The organism is Falsochrobactrum tianjinense, from assembly GCF_019100495.1.
Lineage (GTDB): Bacteria > Pseudomonadota > Alphaproteobacteria > Rhizobiales > Rhizobiaceae > Brucella > Brucella tianjinense.
In genome coordinates this window covers 199553-225465 of the sequence record NZ_JAHRVA010000004.1, presented here as the reverse complement: position 1 = coordinate 225465, position 25913 = coordinate 199553, and the positions used below count along the sequence as shown (strand labels likewise).

The window sequence follows — 25913 nt, the reverse complement described above, 5'->3', positions numbered from 1 at the left end:
GGATGGTGGAGCGTCAAGAGGCGGGACCGGGTTTGGAGGTCCTAGTCCTTTTTACCGAGCAGCTTTTTGAGCATTTCGGCCATCGGGCCGCTTTGTGAAATATTGGCGGGCTTTTGGTTTTGTCGCGCTTGCCGTATATGGCTCTGGGCTTTGGGCGGGGCTTTTTCCGCTGCGTCGGGCCGGGCCTTGAAGCCGCTTGGGCGCTGGCTGCCATCGCCCATGGCGAGTGCTACGCGGTTCATGAAAGTGTTGTCTTCGCTTCTGGCAAGCAGATCGATATTGTCTGCGACGGCTTCGCAAAGCTTGTCGAGCCATTCACTGTCAGCCTTGGCGAAGTCACCCAGAACGTGATTATGCACGAGTTCTTTTGCGCCGGGATGGCCGATGCCAAGACGCATGCGGCGATAGTTCTGCCCGCAATGTGCGTCGATGGATTTTATGCCGTTGTGGCCGTTGGCGCTGCCGCCCGTCTTGATACGCAGTTTTCCGGGGGGTAGATCCAGCTCGTCATAGATGACGACCAGATCAGCGGGCGCGAGCTTGTAAAAGCGCATGGCCTCGCCAACCGACTGGCCCGAAAGATTCATGAATGTCTGCGGCTTGATGAGAAGCACCTTCTCGCCGTCGATGATACCGTCGGCAATCTCGGCCTGAAACTTTTTCTGCCAATTGGAAAAGCGATGGCGGCGGAATATTTCATCCGCCGCCATGAAACCGATATTGTGCCGGTTATGCGCATATTTGGGGCCCGGATTGCCAAGTCCTGCGATGAGCAGCATGGTTGCAAGCCCCCTCTATGGGGAAAGCGATTATTCGCCTTCCTTGGTTGCTTCTTCTTCGGCACCTTCAGCATTTTCGTCCGACTTCAGGCCGGCCGGAGCAGCAATGGTGGCGATGGTGAAGTCACGGTCCTGAATGACAGGAGATGCGTCTTTCGGCAGCTTGATGGCCGAAAAGTGAACCGTATCGCCGATTTCAAGGCCGGTGAGGTCGACTTCGAGAGCGTCCGGAATAGCATTGGCTGCAACGATCAGTTCGACTTCGTGGCGAACGACATTGAGAACGCCGCCGCGCTTGATGCCGGGGGCAGCTTCTTCGTTCTTGAAGTGAACCGGAACATTGACGGTAACAACCGACTTCGCGGAAACGCGAAGGAAGTCGACATGCAGCGGGAAGTCGCGGACCGGATCGAGCTGGTAGTCCTTCGGAAGGACCTGAATCTTCTTGCCGTCTACTTCGATTGTGGCAATCGTGGTCTTGAAGCCACCACCATAGATCTTGTAGTAAATTTCCTTGTAGGGAACGGCGATTGCGAGGGGCTCCTGCTTGTCACCATAGATGACTGCCGGAATCTGGCCGTTGCGGCGAAGCTCGCGGGAGGACCCCTTACCAACCCGACTGCGCAAATCGGCCTTGAGCACGAAATTATCGCTCATGGCATTTCCTTTCATATACTGACTGGAGTGTCGTTCAAAAAATAAACGACATGAAACGGCCCGTAGCGCCTTTACATCGGATAAGGCCGGACAACTTCATTCCGCGCTGCCTCCAAGGGTGTCTACGCGGATGGCGGTGCTATAGAGCAAACGCGTTTCTGGCGCAAGTTTTTTGGATATGGCAAGTTTTGGATGTGAATGCGACTTCTGTGGGCTTTTCTCTTAACGGGTGGTATCTGCGGCACCAAAGGTGATAGGGAATGCCCGATCGAACCTGGTCGTCAGGTTCCAACATTTTCCATCTATTCATAGAAGGGGGCGAGATGCAGGTCGGTATCGACATGGGTTCTGTCGCTGGGAGTGGCACTGCGTCGACAGGTGCGCTTGGTGGTGGCAAGCAGGCCATGCTTGATCTTGAAGAGCTTCTCGCAACGCGCCTTCTCGTGCAGGGCAACTCGGGGTCGGGCAAGTCGCATCTCCTGCGCCGTCTTCTGGAACAAAGCGCGCAATGGGTGCAACAATGCGTTATCGATCCCGAAGGGGATTTCGTTACGCTTGCCGATGTCCATGGGCATGTCGTCGTCGATGCCGCGCGCACGGAGGTGGAATTGACCCGCATTGCCAGCCGTATCAGGCAGCATCGAGTTTCGGCTGTGCTGGATATGGAGGGTCTTGACGTCGAGCAGCAGATGCGCGCGGCAGCAGCGTTTCTTGGCGGCCTTTTCGATGCCGAACGCGATTATTGGTATCCAATGCTTGTGGTAGTGGATGAAGCACAGCTCTTTGCACCCGCAGCCGCTGGCGAAGTGTCTGATGAAGCGCGCAAGCTCTCGCTCGGCGCGATGACAAATCTCATGTGCCGGGGACGCAAACGCGGCCTGGCCGGCGTGATCGCCACACAGCGCCTTGCCAAGCTTGCCAAGAATGTAGCGGCCGAAGCTTCCAATTTTCTGATGGGGCGCACTTTTCTCGATATCGACATGGCGCGTGCCGCCGACCTTCTGGGCATGGAGCGACGGCAGGCCGAAATGTTCCGGGATTTGCAGCGCGGTCATTTTGTGGCGCTGGGACCGGCCTTGTCCCGCCGTCCGCTGCCTATCAAAATCGGCACGGTGGAAACTTCCGCCCGCTCGTCATCGCCCAAGCTGATGCCACTTCCCGACGCTCCGGAAGATGCGCACGATCTGATCTTCACGCCGCCCCCTGAAGAAATCCGCATGCCTGTTCGCCGTGCTCCTGCGCCACCGCCGCCGCCATCAACGGCAGAGATTCTGGCACAGGTGGCGAAGCCGAAGCCAGAAGCGGAGCCTATGACGGAACCGCTGTTTCCCGGTATTGTGGAGGCAGAACGCGAAGAACTGCTTGAGAAAGTCATGCGCGAGATCGTGGATGATCCAGAGGCGTCGTTCCGCTCGGTCGCCGTGCTCTATCAGGATTTTTTGGTGCGCTGCCGCATTCATCGCGTTCCGGGAGAGCCCTTGGCGTTGCCTGCCTTCCGGCGCAGACTGGCGGTGGCGCAGGCCAGCATTGAAGGTGATGCAGCCTCAGGCGAGACATGGCAGAAGGCGCTCGCACTCTCTGAAAGCCTCACCGATGATGTACAGGGCGTGTTCCTGATCGTCGCGCAGGCAGCGGTGACTAGAGCGCCATGCCCTTCGGATGCGGCGCTGGCGCGAGCCTATGGTACGCATTCATTCAGTCGAGCGCGGCGTCTTCTGACCTATTTCGAAGAGCGCGGGCTTCTAGTACTACGCAATGATTTCAAGGGAATGCGCGTCGTCAACTTCCCCGATCTTCAATGCGAAACCGCGCCCGGCGATCCGGCTGCGCCCGATGAACAGGCCGAAGACAGGGCGGCTGCGGAATAACTGTGAAACCTGTCACAAGACTGTAATGACGATCAGCGAGAGCTTGATCAGGATGTACAGGAACATATTCGTGACAGCACAATCGGCACAGCCGGACTTCAAGGAACTATTTTCCACCTTCGGCAAGATCGGGCTTTTGTCCTTCGGCGGACCAGCGGCGCAGATCGCCATGCTGCAACGCGTCGTGGTGGATGAAAAGAAATGGATGGATCAGGAGCGGCTGTTGCATGCGTTGAATTTCTGCATGCTTCTGCCAGGGCCTGAAGCCATGCAGCTTGCAACCTATTGCGGCTGGACCATGCGAGGCTGGCGTGGCGGTTTGCTGGCCGGGCTGCTTTTCGTCCTGCCGGGTGCTGCGGTCATGCTGTTTTTGTCGGCGCTCTATATTGCGTTTGGCCATGTCGATATTGTCGCGGGGCTTTTGTTTGGACTGAAAGCCGCCGTGCTTGCCATTGTGTTCGACGCTCTCTACCGCATGGGAAAACGCACTCTGGCGTCGCGTTTTTCCTATGCGCTTGCAATCGCTGCATTCGTTGCCATCGCCTTTCTCCATTTGCCATTCCCGCTCGTCGTGCTGCTTGCAGCCTTTGCGGGTGGGGCGCAGCGGTTCATTCTGCGGGGCGCAATTGGGACGATGTCTGCCGCGGCTTCGCCAAGTGCCCTGCGCGAATTTGTGCAACAGACGCTTATCTGGGGCGGGCTATGGTTCGTTCCGCTCGCAATGCTCTATCTTATCTTTGGCGGCGAACATGTCTTCGCGGCGGAAGCGGCGTTCTTTTCCAAGCTTGCGGCTGTCACTTTTGGTGGAGCCTATGCCGCGTTGTCCTATACGGCGCAACAGGCAGTGGAGCATTTCGGCTGGATGCAGCCGGGCGAAATGCTGACCGGACTGGGCCTTGCCGAGACGACGCCCGGCCCCTTGATCCTCGTTTTGGTCTTCGTCGGCTTTGTGGGGGCGGCGAACCTATCAGGCTTGCCCCCGCTTACGGGGGGCCTCACAGGCGGATTGATCGCGCTGTGGTTCACTTTCATTCCATGTTTTTTATGGATTTTCGCAGGCGCGCCCTTTGTCGAAAGGTTGCGGCAAGTGCGCTGGCTTTCAGCCATGCTGGGCGGAATAACGGCTGCGGTCGTGGGCGTGATCGCCAATCTCGCATTGTGGTTTTCGCTGCACGTACTCTTTGCGGAAGTATCGCAAAAGGCATTCGGAGCGCTTACGCTGCCCGTGCCTGTCTGGCACACAATGGATAATGCTGCTGTGCTGATTGCGGCTGCGGCGGCTTTGTTGCTTGTGGTTCTGCGGGTAAACATGCCGCTTGTGCTTTTTCTTGCGGCATGTCTGGGGATCGTTATCCGGCTCACCGGTTTCTAGAGCGTGTTTAGTCGAACAGGCTCGAAACCGATTCTTCCGCTGCCGTACGGGCGATAGCCTCGCCGATCAGGTCAGAAATGGAAAGTACGCGGATATTTGGCGCATCGTTGATGGCGGTGGTGGGCTGGATGGAATCGGTGATGACCAACTCCTTAAGTCTGGAGGACGCGATGCGGGCCACTGCGCCGCCCGATAATACGCCATGCGTGATATAGGCGGTGACGCTCTTGGCGCCCTTGGTCAGAAGCGCTTCGGCTGCATTACAAAGCGTACCGCCCGAATCGACGATATCGTCGAACAAAAGGCAATCTTTGCCAGTCACGTCGCCGATGACATTCATGACTTCCGATTCGCCGGGACGTTCACGGCGCTTGTCAACAATCGCGAGTTGAGCGTCGATGCGTTTTGCCAGCGAGCGCGCGCGCACCACGCCGCCGACATCCGGCGAAACAACCATGCAGTTGCCGCTGGCATAATTTGCTTTCACGTCACGGGCGATGACCGGCACCGAGTAGAGATTGTCGGTTGGAATATCAAAAAAACCCTGGATCTGTCCGGCATGAAGATCGAGGGTCAGAACGCGGTTGGCACCGGCTTCGGTAATCAGATTGGCGACGAGCTTTGCCGAAATTGGCGTGCGCGGGCCGGGTTTTCGATCTTGTCGCGCATAACCGAAATAGGGAAGAACGGCGGTAATACGGCGGGCGGAGGAGCGGCGGAAAGCGTCGATCATGATGAGCAGTTCCATCAGATGATCGTTGGCCGGGTAGGAGGTCGATTGCAGAACGAATACGTCTTCGCCGCGCACGTTTTCCTGAATCTCTACAAAGACTTCCTGATCGGCGAAACGACGAACAGTGGCCTTGCCAAGCGGGATGTTGAGATACTGAGCAACGGATTCGGCAAGAACCCGGTTGGAGTTGCCTGCGAAAAGTTTCATTCTTTTGCCTCTGAAGCCGGAGCAGTTTCGTTCTGTCGCAAAGGTCCGTGAACGGACATGGTCTGTTGTCTGCGCATGAGCCATCTCAAATCCGGCTCAGCAAATTCATTCTTGAAAGCCCAGAAAGCAGCAGCCTTAAATGGCGCAACCCGCAAGGCATTCCCGAATGTGGGGCCTATTGCAAAGAGTCACAGCCATTGCAAGGGCTGAGGGGATATAATTGCAGTAAAAAGACAATCCGAAACGCTTTCTTACAGGGGCGGGTATAGGATTGCGTAAAAGATTCAGCCTTTTGTCGCGTGAAGTTGCCACTATGCGCGATTTGCCGCAAGCCAGCTTGCATATTCTTGAATGGTGCGATCAGCGATGGCCTGCATGGCGGATGCGGGGACGATGCTCCACGAATCTGCGGCAGCTCCCGGAACTTTTTCCTGCCCCTGTATGCGATGAAGTCGATTGCCGGATGCGTCCAGAACATCCCAGACATAAAGAACCGTCGTCTGGTTATCCTCCGAAAGAACGGAGAAATATCCCTTCATGACATAGGCGGCATCAGTGTCTGCATTGCCCGCCAGATCGATACCCTTGGCCCGCGCATCGTCATTGATCCGATGGGTGAGGGGCGTCACTACATTGAGCGGTGCACCGATGATCGGGGCAATGTAAAGCTTGCCCGGTTTTAGCGTTGCGGTGCGCTGCGGCTGCGGTGCCGGACTGGTTGCAGCCGGGGCTGCTTGAGCAGAGGCGGCGGGTGCCGCCGGCATTTCCTGCTGGCCGGGCTGCTGGTTTGCGCCCTGTATATCCAATGCGGATTCGGTACTGTTGCAGGCGGCAAGCAGTATGGCAAGCAACAGCATTGCGGGAAGATATGCCTTGTTCATGTTCGGCTTCATGCTCCTAAGAGCGCAGACCACTCATGCGCTATAAGCAATTTATCGCCGATCACGCGTCATTTGACAATCTTATCAGGCAAGGGGCATATCAAGAGAGTGGCGTGACAAATGCTCCGCTGCCCCGTTTGTCGTCAGATATGTCTGGCCGAGTGTCATAGCGGTTCCGGTGTCGGAATCCATAATAATCATATGAGCGAAGAGTGTCATATCCGGCTGGATGTTTTCCGGGTTGCCGGAATAGAACATTTGCGGGTCCATCCAAGAGGGTGTGAAACGCGCACCTACCGAATAACCGCAGGCGTTCAGCCGATGGCGAGTCAGGCCATGCGCTTCCATCGTGTGTGCGTGCGCGTCGAAAACATCCCCAAAGGTAGATGCTGGCGTCATCGCCGCTTCAACCGCTTCGATTGCTTCGCGGGCGGCGTCATATAGTTTCTGATGGTGTTGTGTTGGCTCGCCGATAATGACGGTCCGCATCATGGGCGCATGGTAGTGGCGGAATACACCAGACCATTCAAGGGTCAATTGATCGTTGGCCGCAAGTTGGCGGCGGCCCGCCTTGTAACGGCACAGAAGGGCGTCTGCGCCCGAGCCGATAATATACTCATTGGCTGGATAGTCGCCGTCGCCCGCGAAGTTGGCGCTCATCATGGCTGCCAGAATATCCGCTTCGCTCGCGCCTGCCTTGATAAGCTTCAGCGCCGCATCCAGCGCTTCATCGCTGAGTTCCGCTGCACGTTTCGCATAAGCGATCTCAGCGGGGCTTTTGAGCAGCCGCAGCCGATCCACCATGCCGGATGCATCGTAGAGCTTGGCGAAACTCTGTAATTGCTCGTCCAGCTTGCGCGCATCGGCGCCGGTCAGGCCATGAGTCTGGTATTCGATGCCGATGCGCGTGCCGAGCAGGTCCAGATCGGTCAGGATATTGCGCAGATCAGCAGCGGGATTGGAATTGTCGCGGTCGATCCAGACAACTATGTTTTCGATGTTGGATGTGTGGCGCGCCTGTCTCAAATCCGCAGAGCGTGTCATGAGCACCATCGAGCCATCGGCCTTGACCACTAGGCATTGAAAGAAGCAGAAACCAAAGGTATCGTAGCCGGTTAGCCAATACATGCTTTCCTGCGCGAACAGCAGGAGGGCATCCAGCTTTTCTTCCTCCATCTTCAAGATCAGACGGTCGCGTCGTGCGGCGAATTCTTCCGGCTCGAAGTGAAGGGCCATAGTGTTCTCCTCAATCTTCTATAATGGCTATAGCGGCGATCTGACGTCCGTAATCAGCTTCCTTGCGATGCGTCGTGCGCCGATAGGAATAGAACTGATTTTCATCGGCATATGTGCACTGGCGCAAGGCGTGGGCACGTATATTCGCTTTTGCCAGGCGGTCGGTAATGAAACGCCATAGGTCGAAAAACTTGTGATCTTTCTTATTCGATACCATGAAATAGCTCGCATAAGCGGGTTCTTTCGCGATGAATTGCGCATAAAATTCAGGGCCGACCTCGTAATTTTGGGGGCCAATCGCTGGGCCGAGAACCGCGACAATATTCTCGCGCTTAGCGCCAAGGCCGATCATGGAGTCGATGGTGTTTTCCAGTACGCCATCGAAAGCGCCGCGCCAGCCAGCATGAGCTGAGCCGATGACACCAGCATTATGATCTGCGAAGAGCACGGGGCCGCAATCAGCCGAAAGCGCGCCAAGTGCGATGCCGGGAATGTTCGTGACCATCGCATCGGCCTTTGGGCGAGGAGAGCCAAAAGGTTCGGTCACATGCAGAACATCGGTGGAGTGAACCTGATGCACCGTCATGAGGCGGTCTGCTGAAACACCAAGGGTTTCGGCTACGCGACGGCGGTTCTCTGCCACCAGTTCGGGTGTGTCGTTCGAGCCGCTGCCCACATTCAAACCGGCATAAATACCGCTCGATACGCCGCCCTTGCGCGTGAAAAAGCCGTGCGCGATACGGCAGCCATTCTGTCCGGCAGGGCCTTCCAGCAAAGCTGAGCGGAGCGGTTGCGGCTTGTCGGTCATCGGCTTTCTCTTTTCAAACGGCGGGATGGTGGGGGAGGCGGCGTGGCTTGTCAATTGCAGCTTTTTGCCAGTTCACGCTAAATTGTCAGAGCTCAAACGGGAACAGTCGCGTGGCCGGATCGGCAATGGCGAGGGTTTTGAACAGATTTCCCATCTGGTCGGACGCGGCCAGACGTTCGACATCTTCACGAATTTTTTCCTGAAAAGCCGCGTCGCGGCCCGCGCCCAGACGACCGGCGCGGTCGATCAGGCCCATGGCGAGTAGAAATTCGCCCTGCGTCATGGTTCCCGTCTTGCAACCGCAATTGCGCGCTGTTTTTTCCAGCATGTCGAAATCGACATGACTGGTGAGGTCGGCTTCGCCCGGATGGGCAAAAACATCGTCATAGGCGTGCTTCAACATGGCCTGCAACGTGTCGCCAAACCCCGATTGCAGGTGGCCGTAATCGATGGTGAGGGCCGCACCGCGCGTTCTCGCGATGTGCCGCGCGATTTCCTGCATCAAAGCCGTGCGGGCGGGGGCGGCTTCGAAGACAGCGCCGTCCGGGACCCGCTCGTGATCTTGTGGCAAAAGCGCGGGATCGAGACCGGTTACGCCACTTGCAAACTGCAGTTCTTCCTGTTCGTCGAGCGCAATCATACGTTCTACGAAACGCTCATCCACCTTGATGAACTGCCGGGTCGGAATCGCATCGAAAAGCTCATTGGAGACGAGAATCAGCGGACCGTCAGGAATATCGGCAAAGCACTCGAACCACTGGATGAGGTTTTTGAACGGTGCGAGCTTCTCTTTCTGTATGGCGGTCAGACGCGGACTGGTTTCCACCATTGCAACGGTTGCGCAGGCGGCCAGTTGCGGCGCGAGCTTCGTGATCGTGCGCAGCATATCGCTCATCAGCGTTCCGCGACCGGGGCCGATTTCACAAAGGACAGTTTTTTCGGGGCGTCCCAGCATATCCCAAATGCCGATGCACCAGATGGCGATCAGTTCACCGAACATCTGGCTGACATCGGGAGCCGTGATGAAATCCCCGCCGCGCCCGAACGGCTCGCGCGTCATGTAATAGCCTGTTTCACGGTCGCCAAGGCAGGCAGCCATATAGTCAGCGACGCTAATCGGCCCGTTGGTTGCGATCAATCGCTTCAAACGCTTTTTCAGCGGGGTTTCAGGCATCGCGCGCCGCCCGGTTGGCGCGCCATATAACCCAGAAGCCAAACAGCACCATTGGCAGCGAAAGCACCATACCCATGGTGAGCCAACCGCCGAAAAGATAGCCCAGTTGCGCATCAGGCTCGCGGAAGAATTCGACCGCTATGCGGCTCAATCCGTAACCGGCAACAAATGCGCCGGCAACAAAGCCGGGCTTTTTCAGTTTGCGTCCGACCCAGATGAGTGCAAACAGAACAAAGAATAGCAGCAAGCCTTCGAGCAGGGCTTCGTAGATCTGGCTCGGGTGGCGCGGCAGCGGACCACCATTGGGAAAGTAAACTGCCCAAGGCACATCGCTGACGCGACCCCAGAGTTCCTGATTGATGAAGTTGGCGACACGCACGAGACCGAGACCGACGGGTACACCTGCGGCGACCGTGTCAAACATGCTCCAGACACCGATGTTGCGTGAGCGCGCGAAAAGAAACATGGCAAGTGTCGTGCCGAGAATGCCGCCATGGAACGACATGCCGCCATCCCATACCGCGGGTATAGCCAGAGGATTGGCAAGATAATAGGTGAAATTGTAAAACAGGACGTAGCCGATGCGCCCACCCAGAACGACACCGAGTGCCGCCCAGATGACAAAATCATCAAGCGCTTCGGGTACCATCGGAGCCTGATTGTTGGCCCAGAGGCGATGGTTGCGCAGCAGCTTCTTGCCATACCACCAGGCAAAAAGGATGCCGACAACATAACCAAGCCCATACCAATGCACGGCCAGAGGGCCGATGGAGAAAATTACTGGGTCTATATCTGGAAATGCAATGCCCGAAACCGGCGTCGGCGTTTCTATCATGCAATCACTCCATTTATTCACGAACCATGCTTGGCGAAGCCGGACCGGTCAACCGGGTCTGCGGCTCGTCGGTTAATCACGATTGCATAGCTGTGCTTGCATCGGAACCGGGACAGCCCTATTTCCAAAACAGGTTTTTAACAAGGAAGAATGCCATGACCAGCGGATCGAACCGGGTTCTCGATGAATTCGCCAAGCTTGTGACGGATGCAGCAGGCGCTGCACAGGGTGTGCGGCGTGAAGTGGAAACGGCCTTACGCTCGCAGGGCGAGCGCGTTCTCAATACGCTTGACGTGGTGCAGCGCGAAGAGTTTGACGCTGTGCGCGAAATGGCGATCAAGGCGCGCACCGAAAACAGTACCCTGCTTGCCAAAATCGAAGCTCTGGAAGCGCGTCTTGCCAAATTCGAAGCTGATTCGAGTGGCAAAACGGTGAAAAACCCATCTTCGGGTACAAAATCCAAAGATAATTCGTAATTTTTTATTAACAGGCTGCAAGTGGCAAAAACCCTTGTCTTAGAGTCGGTTAAGGCAAGGGTTCCTGCTCGCCCCCGTCATATTTCCACATCCTTTAATGCCTCTTTTCATAAAAGGGGCTGGTGTTCAGATTCAGCATCAATAGACTGAAAACACTACATGATTCGTAACAGGGTCATGTGGGCGGCGGCGGGGGGCTGTTTGCAGGTTTCGTGTCTTTCAGGCTGCTTTCCAGTATCAGTTGCGTATGTGCGTGTGCCATTGAGGCGCTTGCATGCCATAGGGCGTGCCAGTCCCTCGACCGATCAATTCGTGCCTGTTTAACCGCGCCTGCGTCGTGCGGTGGCGGCGGGTACGGGCGTAGGGGAAACCACACGCCGGAATTTGGAAGCGTCTCTACGAGGGACTTCCCAGAACAGGAAACGGACATGAGCCTTCTTGAGCTTGAATTTGCCCGTGAAGCGCATCCGGTGGATGTGATCGAGCATGTCGCGAATTCAAACGACTGGACGTTCGAGCGGACTGGCGATGATGAAATCGCAATATCGGTGGCAGGCAACTGGACTGACTATCATATCTCGTTCTCCTGGATGGAGGATTTCGAGGCTTTGCATCTGGCTTGCGCCTTTGACATCAAGGTTGCGGAACCGCGCGTCAATGAAGTGATGCGGCTGCTTTCGCTGATCAATGAGAAACTGCTTATGGGGCATTTCGATCTGTGGCAGCAGGAAGGTGCGATCATGTATCGCCAGTCGCTTCTGCTGGCGGGCGGAGCGGAGCCGACCAGTCGGCAGGTTGAGGTCTTGCTATCAGCAGCGCTGGAAGCGTGCGAGAATTATTTTCAGGCTTTCCAGTTTGTCGTCTGGTCGGGTGTCACGGCCCAGAAATCTCTCGAAAGCGTAGTTTTCGAGACGGTTGGTCACGCCTGACTATAGGCGTGACAAGACTGTTGGGAGTGACACAGCCTGACCGCAGGGAGTAACAGGGATGAGTGGAACGGAAACGATTGGCTGGGCGGATTTCGAGAAAGTCGATATTCGTGCGGGAACCGTTGTCGAGGCTGAACCATTTCCGCAAGCGCGCAAGCCTGCCTATAAGTTGAAAATTGATTTCGGCGACGAGATCGGCATGAAAAAGTCATCGGCGCAGATCACCAAGCATTATGCGCCGGAAGAGCTGATCGGCAAGCAGGTGCTTGCCGTCGTCAATTTTCCTCCACGCCAGATTGGGCCTTTCATGTCGGAAGTCCTGACTCTCGGCTTGCCGGATGAGGAGGGCGAAGTGGTGCTTGCTGCCATTGACAAGGAAGTGCCGAACGGCGGAAAACTGTTCTAATTCCGTATCTGTGATTTGCGTCGCCTGCGGACTTTATGCAATTTGACGCTGGCCAAATGATGCAGGGATGGAATGCATAATGCAGGCATCAATTATCGTCGCAATTGGCGGTGGCTTGGGAAGCGTATTGCGTTTCTGGATAGCCATCTGGCTGGGCCCACTTAGTCGCGGAATGCCGTGGAGCACCATCTTCGTTAACGTGACCGGTTCTTTTGCAATCGCATTGTTCGGCACGCTAACCCTTGCTTCGAGCCGCTTTTCGATACCCGAAATATGGCGGTTGGCATTTATGGTCGGCATTTGCGGTGGCTTCACCACTTTTTCCTCATTCAGTCTGCAAACTTTTGAACTATTGCGCCTGGGCTTTCCGGGCCGCGCCCTGTTCAATATCAGCCTATCCGTATTTGCCTGCATTGCGGCAACGGCATTGGGCTATATCGCAGCACAATATATCAATCGCCCCTGAACGGCATTGCTTATGCGGGAATGCGAACGATCGCGCGCAAGCCACCTGCTGGCGCGTCTTCAAGCTCAATATCGCCACCATGGCTGCGGGCAATATCGCGAGCAATGGCCAGACCCAGGCCGCCAGTGCCGCCTGTACCCTGCGTGCGTGCTTCATCAAGGCGTACAAAAGGCTTGAAAACGTCCTCGCGTCTGTCGGGTGGAATACCGGGACCGTCATCGTCGATGACTATTTTCAGCCAGCCATCATTGTGACTGACCGAAAGCTCAACATTTTGCGCATGGCTAAAGGCGTTCGATACGAGATTGCTGACAAGGCGCGAAAAGGCATTGGGGCGGACATGGACTTCGCTATCGCCTTCAATCGAATATTTGAAACCTCGTTCGCGCAGCCGGGCCTCGTTTTCCAGCTTTTCGCAAAGCAGGGCGATGTTGAGGCTTGCGGCTTCTTCCGATCCTTCCCCGCGCGCGAAGGCCAGATAGCCTTCCAGCATGGTCTGCATATCGGCAACATCCTGATTGAGCGGCTCAATATCGATTGAATGACCCGCAAGGGCAAGTTGCAGCTTGAAGCGGGTCAGAATGGTACGCAGATCATGGCTCACGCCGGAAAGCATGGCAGTGCGTTGTTCGATCTGGCGCTCGATACGCGTGCGCATCTGGATGAAAGCAATGCCCGCGCGCCGCACTTCTTCGGCTCCATGGGGCCGAAAACCTTCCGGCATGGGGCGCCCTTTACCGAAACTTTCGGCTGCTTCCGCAAGCTGCTGGATCGGTTTGATCTGATTGCGCAGGAAGGCGATGGCGATAATAAGCAAGACGAGGGCCGTGCCGATCATCCATGTGAGAAAGATGCCGGTATTGGAGGCGTAGGCCTGACTGCGGCGCGCAAAAACGCGGAGCACCTTGTCTTCCAGCTTGATACGGATTTCGATCAGATCGGAATCACCTACTGTATCGACCCAGAAAGGTCGGCTGATCTGGCGGGTGATTTCTTCGCTCAGGAAATAATCGAGAATGGCAAAAAAAGGTTTCGGGCCGGGCGGCGGCAATGGGTCGGGCGGCAGGATCGAGATATTGAGGGCCATACGCTGTTGGGAAATGCGAATGAGATTGTCGTAGCCCGGTTCCTGCGGATAGGTTTCGAGAATATCGATAATGGCGGAAATATCGCGCACGACCGCCGTCGAAAGCCGCTCCGTCACCATCTGCCAGTGCCGCTCCATGAAGACATAGGCGATCACCGATTGCAGCAGTACCATTGGAGCGATGATAATTATAAGCGAACGCGCATAGAGACCTTTGGGCATCCGGCGCGCAAGCCAGCGCGTGAGTTGTCTCCAGAGCGATCTCATCGTCTCAGAATACTCCCAACGGCTGTGCTGGCCAGGAGAGGTTTGCCATGGGCTTCTATTCGATACTCAGCTTGTAGCCAATTCCGCGCACGGTTTGCAGCCAGACCGGGTTGGCCGGGTCTTGCTCGATCTTGCGGCGCAGGCGGTTGATCTGCACATCAATGGTCCGTTCGCCGACATCGCCATCCTGCCCAGTCAATTCATGACGGGGGATAGTTTCGCCTGCGCGCTCGGCAAATATCGCCATGATATCCTGTTCGCGGTCGGTCAGCTTGATCGTCTCCATGCCTTTCTTCAACTCACGGCGAGGAATGAAGAATGTGTAAGGGCCGAAGACAATCTGCTCGATCTTTGGTTGCGCAGGTGTCGCGCCGCGACGCAGAATGTTGTTAATGCGCAGAATCAGCTCGCGCGGATCGAAAGGTTTTGGCAGATAATCGTCCGCACCCGCAGCCAGACCGTCAATGCGGCTGTCGGTTTCCGACAGGGCAGTGAGCATCAGGATTGGCACGTTCTTCTGCTCGCGCAGCGAACGGGTGAGAGAAACGCCGGTTTCACCGGGCATCATGACGTCGAGAACCAGCAGATCGAAATCGATGCCTTCGAGCTTGCGGCGCGCTTCAGCAGCGCTACCCGCTACCGTGATGCGAAAACCGCTGCCGGTCAGATATTGCGAAAGAAGGCTGCGGATTCGTGTGTCGTCATCGACGACAAGCAGATGCGGTGCATCGTCCGAAAGATTATTTTCTTCTACAGCCATGGCGTCGCTTGATCCCATCTCTGTTCCAGTTGCTGCGCAATCGATACTGCGTCGAACCATTACCTTATCTATTGAGACGCGGCGCGTCTATTCTCTGTTGCCTGCTCTGTCCCGTCGTTCTTTATGTCTTTCAACTGCGTTTCGGGCTTTTGCACGGCATTTTCCGTTGCGGCGAAATCGTCAATCTGCCGCCGCCTTTCGGGGTTGACCATATTATAAAGGAAGCGTTCAATGATTTCCCGATCTTTTGCATCCGATCCTTCCAATGCGCGCGCGATGCGGCGCGACTGCGGCAGGGCAAGTGCAAGGGTAAGCTGGCGACCGCTTTTGGTTGGATAAAGCTTGCGGTGACGGCGGTCGTGCAATCCGGTAGCCTGCACAACATGGCCTGTGTCAATCAGTTGCTTGAGAACTCGCGAGAGGCTTTGCTTGGTGATGCGCAACAGTTCCAGAAGTTCCGCGACCGTCATACCTGGCTTGCGGTTGATGAAATAAAGTACCCGGTGATGGGCGCGGCCAAAACCAATCTTTTCGAGGATGAGATCCGGATCTGCGGTGAAATCGCGATAAGAAAAAAACAGCAACTCAATGACGTTGAGGTCGGCCGCCTCCAGTGACGTCAAGGGATTGCTTATATAATTCATGTCGTTCGTCGAGTTCACATCGAAGCTCCATCCTGTTGCGATAAATATGTCAGCATTATTGACATAACTCAATCACCAAGATAATTTTTGGAAAGTACAGAGTGCTTTTTTAGAACAAAAATTATGCTGCTATGGGTGAGAGGAGAAATAATTGCGCTATCGGCCATGATACGCCATCCAATAAGGGGGACGACGCATTATGGCGAGTGTTATTTTCCGTTTATGGCGGAAATATTCTTGCTTTGCATGTACTCCACGCTTGAGACTTGTGCCGGGGACGGGCGCTGACCTCGGTGTATTTGTTCTAAAAAGCTGAAATCGGCGAGAATATCTGTCTGACCGGCGTTTAAATTTCAATTGCACCGGGCAGAAAGATGAAGAACACTCATATGAGTAAACGGCTTGAGAACAAAGCCGCAGGGATTATTTTTGAGGAAGACTAAAATGGCTGAGATTCCATTTGATCAACGGGACGGATTTATCTGGCAGGATGGGGAGTTCATTGCCTGGAAAGACGCGAAAGTTCATGTGCTGACCCATGGCCTGCACTATGCGAGTGCCGTATTCGAGGGAGAGCGGGCCTATGGCGGGGAGATATTCAAGCTCACCGAACATACCGAGCGCCTGCATGAATCCGCGCATATTCTGGGTTTCGAGATTCCATATAGCGTCGATGAGATCAACGAGGCTTGCCGGGGATTGCTCAAGAAGCAGGGCTTTGAGGATGCTTATGTCCGCCCGATTGCCTGGCGCGGCTCGGATTCGCTGGGTGTATCGGCACAAAACAACCGTATCCACCTCGCAATCGCGATCTGGCAGTGGCCGAGCTATTTCTCGCCGGAAGAGAAAATGAAGGGTATCCGGCTGGATATTGCCGAATATCGCCGCCCGGACCCGCGCACCGCGCCGTCGCGCTCCAAGGCTGCGGGTCTTTATATGATCTGTACAATTTCCAAGCATGCGGCGGAAGCCAAGGGCTATGCCGATGCGCTGATGCTCGACTGGCGCGGGCAGGTAGCGGAGGCGACTGGCGCGAATGTATTTTTCGTCAAGGACGGCGCGCTTCATACGCCGATCCCTGATTGCTTCCTGGACGGTATTACGCGGCGGACTATTATCGATCTTGCAAAGCGCCGCGGTCTGGAAGTCATCGAACGCGTCATCATGCCGGAAGAAATGGCGGATTTCACTGAATGCTTCCTTTGTGGAACCGCAGCCGAAGTGACCCCGGTTTCCGTGGTCGGGCCTTATCATTTTCAGCCTGGCGAAATTACAAATATTCTAATGAACGACTACACTGCCGAAGTTCAACCCAAGCGAATAGCGGCAGAATAATAGCTTTTAAACAGAAAAGAGCGGCTTTTGAGCCGCTTTTTGACTGATTTTCTGCTTATTGTTTGACATTGGCCAGTTTCAGTTCAAGGTTTTTCATGTCGGATTCGCGTTATTCCGGCTTTTAACTCGAATTGGGGTGACGATCATGGAATCTCTATTGCCTATCATTCTCCAGCTTGTTGCAGGTGTAGTCGGCGGTAATGTCGCCGGCGCTGCCAAGAATATCAACCTCGGAACCACGGGCAACACGGTTGCCGGCGGCATCGGCGGCGTCATTCTTGGCCAGCTTCTCCCATTGCTGTCCAACGGTGGACTGGACTCCGTGCTTAACGGCGTGGTCGGTCAATTGGCTGGTGGCGGCGTGGGCGGTCTTGTTCTGACGGCGATTGTCGGACTGATCAAGAATTCAATGGCAAACAAGGCTTGAATATAAGCCGATAACGCGGTTGTGGGGACGACAACCGACGACAGACTCTCGAGAGAGGGGATACGGGTGGCCTTGTGCCACCCGTTTATCTGATGAAGCAAGCCTTTTGTGCTGGCGCAGCGTATTATGTGAGACCTATAAAGCTTGCACTGGACTCAACTTGCCGCGCAGCTTGGCAAACATGCAGACTGAATGGAGTATTTCTATGGGACAATTGCAGGCCATTATCGTTCCGGTTACGCCATTTCAGCAGAATTGCACGGTTCTTTTCGATAGCGAGACGAAAAAGGGTGTCGTTGTTGATCCGGGTGGCGACCTTGCACGGATCAAGGAAGCAATCGCATCACAGAATATCGAGGTTGAAGCGATTTGGCTTACGCATGGCCATATAGATCACGCCGCTGGCGCGATGGATATGAAGGAGGAGTTCGGCGTCGATATTGTCGGCCCCCACAGGGACGACAAGTTTCTGCTCGATAATCTGGCGACGACCGGCCTCAAATACGGTCTGACCGAAGGTGTGCGCAATGTCGTGCCTGACTGCTGGCTGGAAGAAGGCGACACAGTCTCCTTCTCTGGTCATGATTTCGATGTTTTCCATTGTCCTGGCCATGCGCCGGGCCATGTCGTTTTCTTCAATCCTGAAGCACACTTTGCGATTGTCGGCGATGTGCTGTTCAATGGATCGATCGGCCGCACCGATCTGCCGGGCGGCGACCATGCGGCGCTTATCCGTTCGATCAAGGAGAAGTTGCTTCCACTGGGCGATGATATCGGATTTATCTGTGGTCACGGTCCGGGAGGCCGCTTCGGAGAGGAAAGGCGCACCAATCCTTTTCTTACGAAAACAGATCATGCCTGACGGCAGTATGTAAAAAGCCGCCCTTGGGGCGGCTTTCTCATTCGATCAATTGGCTGAGCAGAAATGGTCCTGCCCGTCATAGCCTCGATAGGTTCCGGTGTTCGGGTTGAACGATCGATAGCGATCAGAGCAATAATCATACCAACTGCGGCTCCACGGTTCGTAGTCGCTCCGATATTGGATGCTTTGCGCAGGCGGTGCCGGGTAGTAGACCGGAGGCGGCGGTGGTGCATAGACCGGGGCTGGCTGGACATAGACCGGCTGCGGCTGGCTTAAAGCGCTGCCGATCAGCGCGCCTGCTGCAAGCCCGATCACGCCAGCGGCGACGGCGTCGCCATTCCTATGGTGGCGATGATAGGAACGATCCCAACCGCCTCGATTCCAGCCATGTCGGCCCCAGGAATCGGCGGAAGCCGCTGCCAGCGGGGCAGAAACCGCAGCCACAGAGGCAACTGCCAGGATAGTCATTTTTACAAATTTGTTCATTGTTTGCTCCTTCAGAAGCATAAATACCGATGCCGATACGAAAAATGGTCAGACGTTTCGTATCGAGTATGAACAGGAAGTTAATCTCTTCGACATGAATGAAGGCTGAACGATGGTGGGGCTCAGAAAAACGAGCGTCCCCGAGGTAAAATAAAAGCAGTCTACGTAATATTTCGCGTGCTCTTGCCGTCTCGTACACCATGGACTTTTATGATGGCGGATGATTTTGCGGGGTCGAGGCAATAAAAAACCCCGGCGCTGGCCGGGGTGGATAATCTGTTCTATAAACGATTATTCAGTAATGGCGATGTTTACAGCTTTCGGGCCCTTACCGCGACGGTCCGGTTCCGTCTCGTAAGAAACTTTCTGATTGTCAGCAAGCCCTGCCAGACCCGAAGCCTGCACAGCAGAGATATGTACGAAGATATCTGCGCCGCCATCATCGGGCTTGATAAAACCGAAGCCTTTTTCGGAGTTGAAGAATTTGACCTGACCGGTCTGTGCCATGGGATCCGTTCCTTTTCCTTGGCGCCACTGCCTTTTCTAAAAACAGTGGAATTGTATCTTCCACCGAGCGCACCACACACCCGGCAGAGGGTCATGCAGGCAGTTCTCGACATTGGAAAGGAACCGATCATTGCCAGAGATTACTCTAACCCGGAACTTCTAGCGGTTCCGGCGCGCCGTTCTTCCAGTCTTCCATTTGTTCGCAACATGCCCGGACAGCGGAAGACTGATCTATGATGCGAAGTTTGGCAAGCAAATTCTTTGTGTCACAGATAATTGGTCGTCTTTGAACCGGCATTGAGACAAATCTTTACAAAAATTCCAGAATATCGCTTTATCAATTCCAAAATAGAACGGTTTAGCCGCACTATATCTGCCGGTACGATGGTATAGCATAGCGGGTTGCTTATTTATTGCGCAGAACTATGCATGCGCCGCCCGCTGCCCGCAGTCTATCGCAGATAGTGTTGGCTTCCTTGCGGCTATCTGCGCCGATCCGAACCGCGTAAACGCCGCGCCGCGCCATCGGTGTGCGAACCCGACTAATGACGGGATTATGGCCCGCCAATACGGACGAAAACCGCTTGCGAAGCCGATTCCACTGATTGACGGCTATGTTGCGGCGAAAATTACCCGCGACCTGAATTCCCCACGGTTTTGGCTTGATGCGCGCCATGGGGATTGTGGCTGTGCGAATGATAGGCAGGCGCTGGCAGGCTTCGGAAAATGCCAGTTTGGGGTCGAGCGGACTGTTGGCGATTTCGGCGCCGGATGCAAAATTATCCGCAGATACGCCGGTGAGATCGAGGACATAATCCTCCGTTTCGAGCGGAAGAAAACCACCCGATTGTATCCAACGAGAAACGCGCCCCGATCCTGCATTATAGGCGGCAGCTGCAAGTCCCCAGTTCCCAAAATCGCGCTTCAGATCACTCAGGAAACTGGCCGATGCCGGAATTGCCTGTTCGACATCGAAAGGATCCGACAGGCCGCGCTCCCTGGCGGTATAGGGCATGAACTGTGCTATACCCTGCGCACCAACCGGACTGATGGCGCGATGGTCAAAACGGCTTTCTTTCCAGATCAGACGGGCGAAGAAGTCTCTGGGAATGCCGTGGGTGTCAGCGCTCGTTTCAATCAATTGGCAGATGCGGCTAATTTTCGGCCCAGCCCTTTTATCGGGCATTGGTGGTCCGAAAATGAAAGAAACGGAATTGCCGCTGCTGGCATAGGCGGGGCCAATATGTTCTGGCCAGAAGAGCAGGTGCATGATAGCCAATACTGCTATTATTCTGTTAAATCGCTGCATATTGCCTGTTCCCATTATCTGCTCCGTCGGGAGGCAGAGTAAAGCATGTGCGGTGCTTGTCGATATGGCGATCTGGATGTGAATGTTTGAAACTTGCTGACCCGGTCTTGTTCTTATCGGCTACTGTTCCATCTTAGCTTGCGGATCAAAAAATGGAGAGAGCGATGCTATTGCAGAAGATCAGCCGTTTGGGGGTGCTCGCAGGTGCGGTGTTTCTTGCAGGCTGCGTAGCCGAAGGCGGTCCGGATTATCGGCCACCTATGCGGCCAGGCCCGTCGCAGCCGCAGATGTGCCCGATGATCTATGCGCCGGTTTGTGGGGAGCGGCGGGGAGAACGCAAGACATTGTCCAGTAGTTGCGTGGCGCGGGCCGAAGGCTATCGTGTCGTTTCCAATGGCCGGTGCACCTCATCAAGACCAGGAGGTGGATGGGGCGGCGAGGGAACACGGCCCACACGCCCGCCACAGCAATCCCATCGACCAGGGAGACCGGGCGGTTCGTCCGGAGCGTGCACGCGTGAATATCGCCCTGTGTGCGCCCAGCGTGGCGGGGACCGGCAGACGTTCTCCAATTCCTGCACTGCTGAAAAAGCAGGCTATCGCATTATCAGAAGTGGCCAGTGCCGCTGAGGAAAGCCGATATGCCGGGCGGCGGACTGCCGCCCTTTATTGTTCTCTGAAACACCATATGGCTTTGATCTATATCACAGCGTCTTTATCTGGCAGGAAAAGCCATTCAAACCCTGCGAAGCTGATCGGGAAGGGGATAATAGGGAGGGGTATACTCGTCGGCCAGAGAGCCGGATCGGTATAAGCGCCATTAACAAATAGGATCACTTCTACACCATCAGTTCCCAAACGTAAAAGGGCCATGTATCTTTCATAAGAACTATCTGCTATGCAGGTGCTGCTTGTTTTCCAGCATGGTGCAATTTTAAATTTATTCTCCGCATAGGAGCCGTAAAAGCTAATAATTCCAAATGGACCTATTAATGCTTTGGCTCCTGTTGTAGTAGACGATTCCAAGTAAAATGAATCTATTTCATTTTCATCATATTTTTGTGGCTCAATTTTAAATAAAACTTCAGTTTCAAAGTAGTCATATGTGGATCCTTTGCGCGCAGTAATTACGGTTGGTTCACCTCTTTGTATCTCAGTAGTTGCATTTCGTGGGTACTGTTTAGATGAATTTTGGATGTAAACATAATATTCTTTTTGCTCATGTGAAGGCTGTTTTTCTTCATTATTAGTAAAGAATTTTAGCGTCTGCAATCCGTTGTTTTGTGAACTGGAAATATACTTATCTGGCAAGAGATCAGGATTAACGCAGATAACGCCATAATTGCCGTACTGATCATAGACGCCCACTGATAATGGTATTTTTATATAACCAAATTTAAAGCTTGTCCCAAATGCGCACAATAAAGACAGAAGCAGTGTTCCTTGCGCATTATGTACTGTTGTCTTTCTCTCCGGTGCGCCATCTATTTTCATGGCGTATTCATTACATTCTCCACGAACTAATGGTGTCCCGTTGGGGAGTTTGACATTATTTTCATCATATAGATTATTTGGCCATAAATAACCAGAAAATGTATAGAACCCATTATTAATTAGTCCAAATGAATATTCTTTTTGATACACACTATCATCTATCACGAACCCTCTGTAGATATGGTTGTTATTGTCAGCATATTTTCTATCATCTAACGTTACGCTATATGCATATTCCCGCCACAGATTGTTGTCGGACGGACGGCCCATTTGTAGTCCGTCGTCAGTATCGCCTCCATGAAATTTCTGAATTCCGCTCCATTGAAAATCGCTCGACTGAAATATTATTTCTGAAATGCTTCTAATTTCAACGCTGGAATGAAACTTGCCATCAGAGGTGGATTCTACTCTTCTAACTAAAAATCCATTTTTGTCTCTAATTTCAACGCAAAACCCGATGGTAGCCAAAGAATTTCTTTGCTCTGTTTGTATATAAAAGTGTAAGTAGGCACAACTCTCGAAAATATAATCATCACGAATGTTAATTTCTTTAACAGGATTGCTTGTACTTTGTATTGGGTTTAAAAATGCATTTTGTTCACCAGAATAGCTCCACCCAACTGAAATGCCTGTTCCTAATGATAAGCCATCATCGTAATTTACAGGCTCGGAAAGCCTTCTAATATCTGAAGGAGATGGGCAATACTGGTCTGGAACGGGATTGCCGTTACTATCGATCAACTTTATTTTCGCTATAAGGAGAACCTGATGTCGGTCATTTCCGTAAATAAGGTCTGATCGCTCGGCTCTGGACAGGTTCCATAGCTTCAGCTCTATATTCCCGACATCGTGCCACCCCGCATCAGTGCCGTATATATTTGAAGACGGATCCAACTGGTTTGACTGCATTGCTTGTCCTAAAATTTATTATTCTGCTGGACCCAAGCGTACGCCAAGAGAAGGTCATGATCGCCTCGTAATCGATACAGGGTGCCTTACGGCCTGATGGATGGAAGTTGTTCATGAGGTATAGATGTTCTGCGCTGCCGAACAAACTGCGAGGAATAGCTTTATTCAGCGCCCCGGTTTTCCGGTCTTGCCTGGGCGACGCTTTTTGCGCGCTGTTTCTGCCGGGTCTTCATAGGAACCGATGCCTGTACGCTCGCGGCGAATGGCAGGCTCGTGATCGCCAGCGGGTACTTCCGTCCGTTTCACTGTCATTTCGTCAAGCGTATTCTTGCGGAACAGCGGCTTTGCCATATCCGTACCCGGCCCCATATTGTCGAGTGATGGCTTTTGGAACAGAGATTTACCGCCTGGTTTTCCTGAAGCTTTGCCCTTGCCGCGGCCCGAGCCGGAGATCGCTACTTCCATCTCGCGGGCGAGCGGATCGTCGGCAATGGCGAGTTCGGTTTCGCGCAGGCGCTTGATTTCGTCGCGCAGGCGTGCTGCCTTCTCAAAGTCGAGATCGGCGGCAGCATCGCGCATCTGTTTTTCTAGATGCTCCAGATGCGAGGCGAGATTGTTGCCCATCATCGCACCTTCTTCGGCAAAACCGGAAATGTCGGCGCGGACGTGGTCTTGTTCGTAGACCGAGTTCAGAATATCCGAGATATTCTTCTTCACGGAAGCGGGCGTGATACCGTGTTCTGTATTGTAGGCTTCCTGCTTTTCGCGGCGGCGGCTGGTTTCATCCATTGCGCGCTGCATCGAACCGGTAATCCTGTCGGCATAAAGGATAACCTTGCCATCGACATTACGCGCAGCACGGCCAATCGTCTGGACGAGAGAAGTTTCTGAACGCAGAAAGCCTTCCTTGTCGGCGTCGAGAATAGCGACAAAGCCACATTCGGGAATATCGAGTCCCTCGCGCAGCAGATTGATGCCCACCAGCACGTCAAATGCGCCAAGCCGCAGGTCACGGATGATCTCGATGCGTTCCAGCGTGTCGATGTCCGAGTGCATATAGCGCACCCGCACACCCTGTTCGTGCAGATATTCGGTCAGGTCTTCGGCCATGCGCTTGGTCAGCACGGTGCAGAGCGTGCGATAGCCTTTTTTCGCCGTCTCGCGGATTTCGCCCAGCACGTCGTCTACCTGATTCTTGGCGGGGCGTATTTCGACCGGCGGATCGATCAGGCCGGTGGGGCGGATGACCTGTTCGGCGAAGACGCCGCCGGTCTCTTCCATCTCCCATTTGCCCGGCGTCGCGGAAACGGCGATGGTTTGCGGACGCATGGCGTCCCATTCCTCAAAACGCAGCGGCCTGTTGTCCATGCAGGAGGGCAGACGGAAGCCATATTCGGCCAGCGTCGCCTTGCGGCGGAAGTCGCCCCGATACATGCCGCCGATCTGCGGAACCGTAACATGGCTTTCGTCGAGGAAAACCAGCGCATTATCCGGAATATACTCAAACAATGTCGGCGGCGGCTCACCCGGCTGCCGTCCGGTGAGGTAGCGTGAGTAATTTTCAATGCCGTTGCAGACGCCGGTTGCTTCGAGCATTTCGAGATCGAAATTGGTGCGCTGCTCAAGGCGTTGGGCCTCAAGCAGGCGCCCGGCACGGGTGAGTTCTGCAAGACGGTGCTGCAACTCTTCCTGTATCGATTTGATCGCCTGATTGAGCGTCGGGCGTGGCGTCACATAGTGCGAGTTTGCGTAGATCTTGACCGATTGCAGATCGCCGGTCTTCTGACCGGTGAGAGGGTCGAATTCGGTGATGGTTTCGATCTCGTCGCCAAACAGCGAAATGCGCCAGGCCCTGTCTTCGAGGTGGGCCGGGAAAATCTCGATGGTGTCGCCGCGCACCCGGAACGAGCCGCGCACGAAATTTATGTCCTGCCGCTTATATTGCTGCGCCACGAGATCAGCGAGAAGCTGGCGCTGGTCGAGCCGGTCGCCGATCTTCATTTCAAAGGTCATGGCGGTATAGGTTTCGACCGAGCCAATACCATAGATACAGGACACGGAAGCGACGATGATCACATCATCGCGTTCGAGCAGCGCACGCGTTGCAGAGTGCCGCATACGGTCGATCTGTTCGTTTACCGTCGATTCCTTTTCGATATAGGTGTCCGAGCGCGGCACATAGGCTTCCGGCTGGTAATAATCGTAGTAGGAAACGAAATACTCGACGGCGTTGTTGGGGAAGAAGCTCTTGAACTCGCCATAAAGCTGCGCGGCCAGCGTCTTGTTGGGCGCGAGAATAAGGGCGGGGCGTTGTGTGTGCTGAATGACCTTCGCCATGGTGAAGGTCTTGCCGGAGCCGGTGACGCCCAGCAACACCTGCGTGCGCTCACTGTCATCCAGGCCTGCGATCAGATCGCGGATTGCTGTCGGCTGATCACCTGCTGGCTCGAAGTCCGATTCTATCTGGATCGGAATGCCGCCTTCAGATTTTTCCGGACGGGCAGGGCGGTGCGGGGTCCAGAGCTGACCATTCTTGAACAGCGGATTACCCGATTCGATCAGGTCGGAAAGCGCTTTCACCGTTGCCGTCGCGCCCGATGGATCGAGCGTTGCCGCATCTTCAAGGCTTATATCCAGGCCAGCCACGGGGTTGAGGCCGGCAGCAGCGCGCTCCTTGGCTGACGCTGCGCCACCAATCGACGTGCCACGTGCGCTGCGTGATGCTTCCTTGCTGCGCTCGGGTATTTTCTTGGGGGGCTTTGTCTTTTCCTTTGGCTTGTCGGCCTGCTTCCCGATCTGTTCGGCCCAATCGGCGATGGAGCCGGAAAGCGGCGCGCCGGAAAACTCAGACTGGGATGCTTCACCGAAGCCGCCAGTATGATCGCGCGAATCCTGAGGATATTTGTCTTTTGAGGAAGCCATGGCCTCAATATGGAATTTCATAACACAAATGAAAAGACCGCATGGATGAAAACTGTCGCATCTCGCTGGAAATATACG

The 25913-nt window shown here is 54.5% G+C and carries 26 protein-coding genes; 10 read left to right on the top strand and 16 right to left on the bottom strand.

The window, feature by feature from the left end; all coding sequences use genetic code 11:
• Positions 1 to 41: 41 nt before the first annotated feature.
• Positions 42 to 779: an aminoacyl-tRNA hydrolase gene (gene pth, locus KUG47_RS11010; protein WP_217678008.1), complete on the bottom strand. Its 738-nt coding sequence runs from the start codon at positions 777 to 779 to the stop codon at positions 42 to 44.
• Positions 780 to 809: 30 nt separating this feature from the next.
• Positions 810 to 1436 (bottom strand): 50S ribosomal protein L25/general stress protein Ctc, encoded by a 627-nt coding sequence (locus KUG47_RS11005; protein ID WP_217678007.1) that lies wholly within the window; start codon positions 1434 to 1436, stop codon positions 810 to 812.
• Between the two features lie 323 nt (positions 1437 to 1759).
• On the opposite strand from KUG47_RS11005, the gene KUG47_RS11000 reads away from it, so the two are divergent.
• Both KUG47_RS11000 and chrA read left to right on the top strand, forming a co-directional pair.
• Positions 1760 to 3304, top strand: coding sequence for a helicase HerA domain-containing protein (locus KUG47_RS11000; protein WP_217678178.1), 1545 nt, complete (start codon positions 1760 to 1762; stop codon positions 3302 to 3304).
• Positions 3305 to 3356: 52 nt separating this feature from the next.
• Entirely contained in the window at positions 3357 to 4676 is a 1320-nt protein-coding gene (gene chrA, locus KUG47_RS10995; RefSeq protein WP_217678006.1) for a chromate efflux transporter, read from the top strand.
• Positions 4677 to 4683: 7 nt separating this feature from the next.
• Here the strand turns inward: chrA and KUG47_RS10990 are convergent, their stop codons facing one another.
• The 6 genes from KUG47_RS10990 to lgt form a co-directional block, all read right to left on the bottom strand.
• Positions 4684 to 5616 carry a ribose-phosphate pyrophosphokinase gene (locus tag KUG47_RS10990; RefSeq protein ID WP_217678005.1) on the bottom strand — a complete coding sequence of 311 codons (933 nt, stop codon included), beginning with the start codon at positions 5614 to 5616 and terminating at the stop codon, positions 4684 to 4686.
• Between the two features lie 311 nt (positions 5617 to 5927).
• The gene (locus KUG47_RS10985) at positions 5928 to 6509 is read right to left on the bottom strand and encodes a hypothetical protein (protein ID WP_217678004.1); all 582 of its coding nucleotides are present in this window, start codon (positions 6507 to 6509) and stop codon (positions 5928 to 5930) included.
• 72 nt (positions 6510 to 6581) lie between these two features.
• Positions 6582 to 7733: a M24 family metallopeptidase gene (locus tag KUG47_RS10980; protein WP_217678003.1), complete on the bottom strand. Its 1152-nt coding sequence runs from the start codon at positions 7731 to 7733 to the stop codon at positions 6582 to 6584.
• Between the two features lie 10 nt (positions 7734 to 7743).
• Positions 7744 to 8541 (bottom strand): peptidoglycan editing factor PgeF, encoded by a 798-nt coding sequence (pgeF, locus tag KUG47_RS10975; protein WP_217678002.1) that lies wholly within the window; start codon positions 8539 to 8541, stop codon positions 7744 to 7746.
• An 85-nt stretch (positions 8542 to 8626) separates the two neighbouring features.
• Positions 8627 to 9715 carry a class I SAM-dependent methyltransferase gene (locus KUG47_RS10970; protein WP_217678001.1) on the bottom strand — a complete coding sequence of 363 codons (1089 nt, stop codon included), beginning with the start codon at positions 9713 to 9715 and terminating at the stop codon, positions 8627 to 8629.
• Positions 9708 to 10550: a prolipoprotein diacylglyceryl transferase gene (gene lgt / locus KUG47_RS10965; protein WP_217678000.1), complete on the bottom strand. Its 843-nt coding sequence runs from the start codon at positions 10548 to 10550 to the stop codon at positions 9708 to 9710. The genes KUG47_RS10970 and lgt overlap by 8 nt, the downstream gene beginning before the upstream one ends.
• A 155-nt stretch (positions 10551 to 10705) precedes the next feature.
• Here lgt and KUG47_RS10960 point away from each other — a divergent pair, with 155 nt between their 5' ends.
• From KUG47_RS10960 to crcB, 4 genes are all read left to right on the top strand, one after another.
• Positions 10706 to 11026 carry an accessory factor UbiK family protein gene (locus KUG47_RS10960; protein WP_217677999.1) on the top strand — a complete coding sequence of 107 codons (321 nt, stop codon included), beginning with the start codon at positions 10706 to 10708 and terminating at the stop codon, positions 11024 to 11026.
• 428 nt (positions 11027 to 11454) lie between these two features.
• A complete protein-coding gene (locus tag KUG47_RS10955) occupies positions 11455 to 11955 on the top strand; it encodes a type III secretion system chaperone family protein (protein ID WP_217677998.1) in 501 nt (166 codons plus the stop codon).
• A 58-nt stretch (positions 11956 to 12013) separates the two neighbouring features.
• Positions 12014 to 12361 carry a tRNA-binding protein gene (locus KUG47_RS10950; RefSeq protein ID WP_217677997.1) on the top strand — a complete coding sequence of 116 codons (348 nt, stop codon included), beginning with the start codon at positions 12014 to 12016 and terminating at the stop codon, positions 12359 to 12361.
• Positions 12362 to 12440: 79 nt separating this feature from the next.
• A complete protein-coding gene (gene crcB / locus KUG47_RS10945) occupies positions 12441 to 12827 on the top strand; it encodes a fluoride efflux transporter CrcB (protein WP_217677996.1) in 387 nt (128 codons plus the stop codon).
• Between the two features lie 10 nt (positions 12828 to 12837).
• On the opposite strand, the gene KUG47_RS10940 is transcribed toward crcB, so the two are convergent.
• The 3 genes from KUG47_RS10940 to KUG47_RS10930 are packed head-to-tail and all read right to left on the bottom strand — an operon-like array spanning position 12838 to position 15603.
• Complete coding sequence (locus tag KUG47_RS10940) at positions 12838 to 14181, bottom strand: ATP-binding protein (RefSeq protein WP_217677995.1); 1344 nt, start codon at positions 14179 to 14181, stop codon at positions 12838 to 12840.
• A 55-nt stretch (positions 14182 to 14236) separates the two neighbouring features.
• A complete protein-coding gene (locus KUG47_RS10935) occupies positions 14237 to 14959 on the bottom strand; it encodes a response regulator (protein ID WP_217677994.1) in 723 nt (240 codons plus the stop codon).
• Positions 14960 to 15009: 50 nt separating this feature from the next.
• Positions 15010 to 15603 carry a MarR family winged helix-turn-helix transcriptional regulator gene (locus KUG47_RS10930; protein ID WP_340162800.1) on the bottom strand — a complete coding sequence of 198 codons (594 nt, stop codon included), beginning with the start codon at positions 15601 to 15603 and terminating at the stop codon, positions 15010 to 15012.
• Between the two features lie 426 nt (positions 15604 to 16029).
• Here KUG47_RS10930 and KUG47_RS10925 point away from each other — a divergent pair, with 426 nt between their 5' ends.
• From KUG47_RS10925 to KUG47_RS10915, 3 genes are all read left to right on the top strand, one after another.
• A complete protein-coding gene (locus KUG47_RS10925) occupies positions 16030 to 16920 on the top strand; it encodes a branched-chain amino acid aminotransferase (protein WP_217677993.1) in 891 nt (296 codons plus the stop codon).
• Between the two features lie 145 nt (positions 16921 to 17065).
• On the top strand, positions 17066 to 17347 hold the full coding sequence (locus KUG47_RS10920; protein ID WP_217677992.1) for a hypothetical protein: 282 nt from the start codon (positions 17066 to 17068) through the stop codon (positions 17345 to 17347).
• A gap of 205 nt (positions 17348 to 17552) precedes the next feature.
• Complete coding sequence (locus tag KUG47_RS10915) at positions 17553 to 18209, top strand: MBL fold metallo-hydrolase (RefSeq protein ID WP_217677991.1); 657 nt, start codon at positions 17553 to 17555, stop codon at positions 18207 to 18209.
• Positions 18210 to 18254: 45 nt separating this feature from the next.
• Here the strand turns inward: KUG47_RS10915 and KUG47_RS10910 are convergent, their stop codons facing one another.
• The 3 genes from KUG47_RS10910 to KUG47_RS10900 all read right to left on the bottom strand — a co-directional run bounded on the left by KUG47_RS10910 (position 18255) and on the right by KUG47_RS10900 (position 20388).
• Entirely contained in the window at positions 18255 to 18695 is a 441-nt protein-coding gene (locus tag KUG47_RS10910) for a BA14K family protein (RefSeq protein ID WP_217677990.1), read from the bottom strand.
• A 291-nt stretch (positions 18696 to 18986) separates the two neighbouring features.
• A complete protein-coding gene (locus tag KUG47_RS10905; protein WP_217677989.1) occupies positions 18987 to 19202 on the bottom strand; it encodes a cold-shock protein in 216 nt (71 codons plus the stop codon).
• A gap of 406 nt (positions 19203 to 19608) precedes the next feature.
• Positions 19609 to 20388, bottom strand: a complete 780-nt coding sequence (locus KUG47_RS10900) for a transglycosylase SLT domain-containing protein (protein WP_422718081.1) — start codon at positions 20386 to 20388, stop codon at positions 19609 to 19611.
• A gap of 287 nt (positions 20389 to 20675) precedes the next feature.
• Between KUG47_RS10900 and KUG47_RS10895 the strand changes: the two genes are divergently transcribed.
• Entirely contained in the window at positions 20676 to 21140 is a 465-nt protein-coding gene (locus tag KUG47_RS10895) for a Kazal-type serine protease inhibitor domain-containing protein (RefSeq protein ID WP_217677988.1), read from the top strand.
• A 69-nt stretch (positions 21141 to 21209) separates the two neighbouring features.
• Here KUG47_RS10895 and KUG47_RS10890 read toward each other — a convergent pair whose 3' ends face one another.
• Positions 21210 to 22913, bottom strand: a complete 1704-nt coding sequence (locus tag KUG47_RS10890) for a hypothetical protein (protein ID WP_217677987.1) — start codon at positions 22911 to 22913, stop codon at positions 21210 to 21212.
• A gap of 165 nt (positions 22914 to 23078) precedes the next feature.
• Entirely contained in the window at positions 23079 to 25835 is a 2757-nt protein-coding gene (gene uvrB / locus KUG47_RS10885) for an excinuclease ABC subunit UvrB (protein WP_217677986.1), read from the bottom strand.
• Positions 25836 to 25913: the final 78 nt, after the last annotated feature.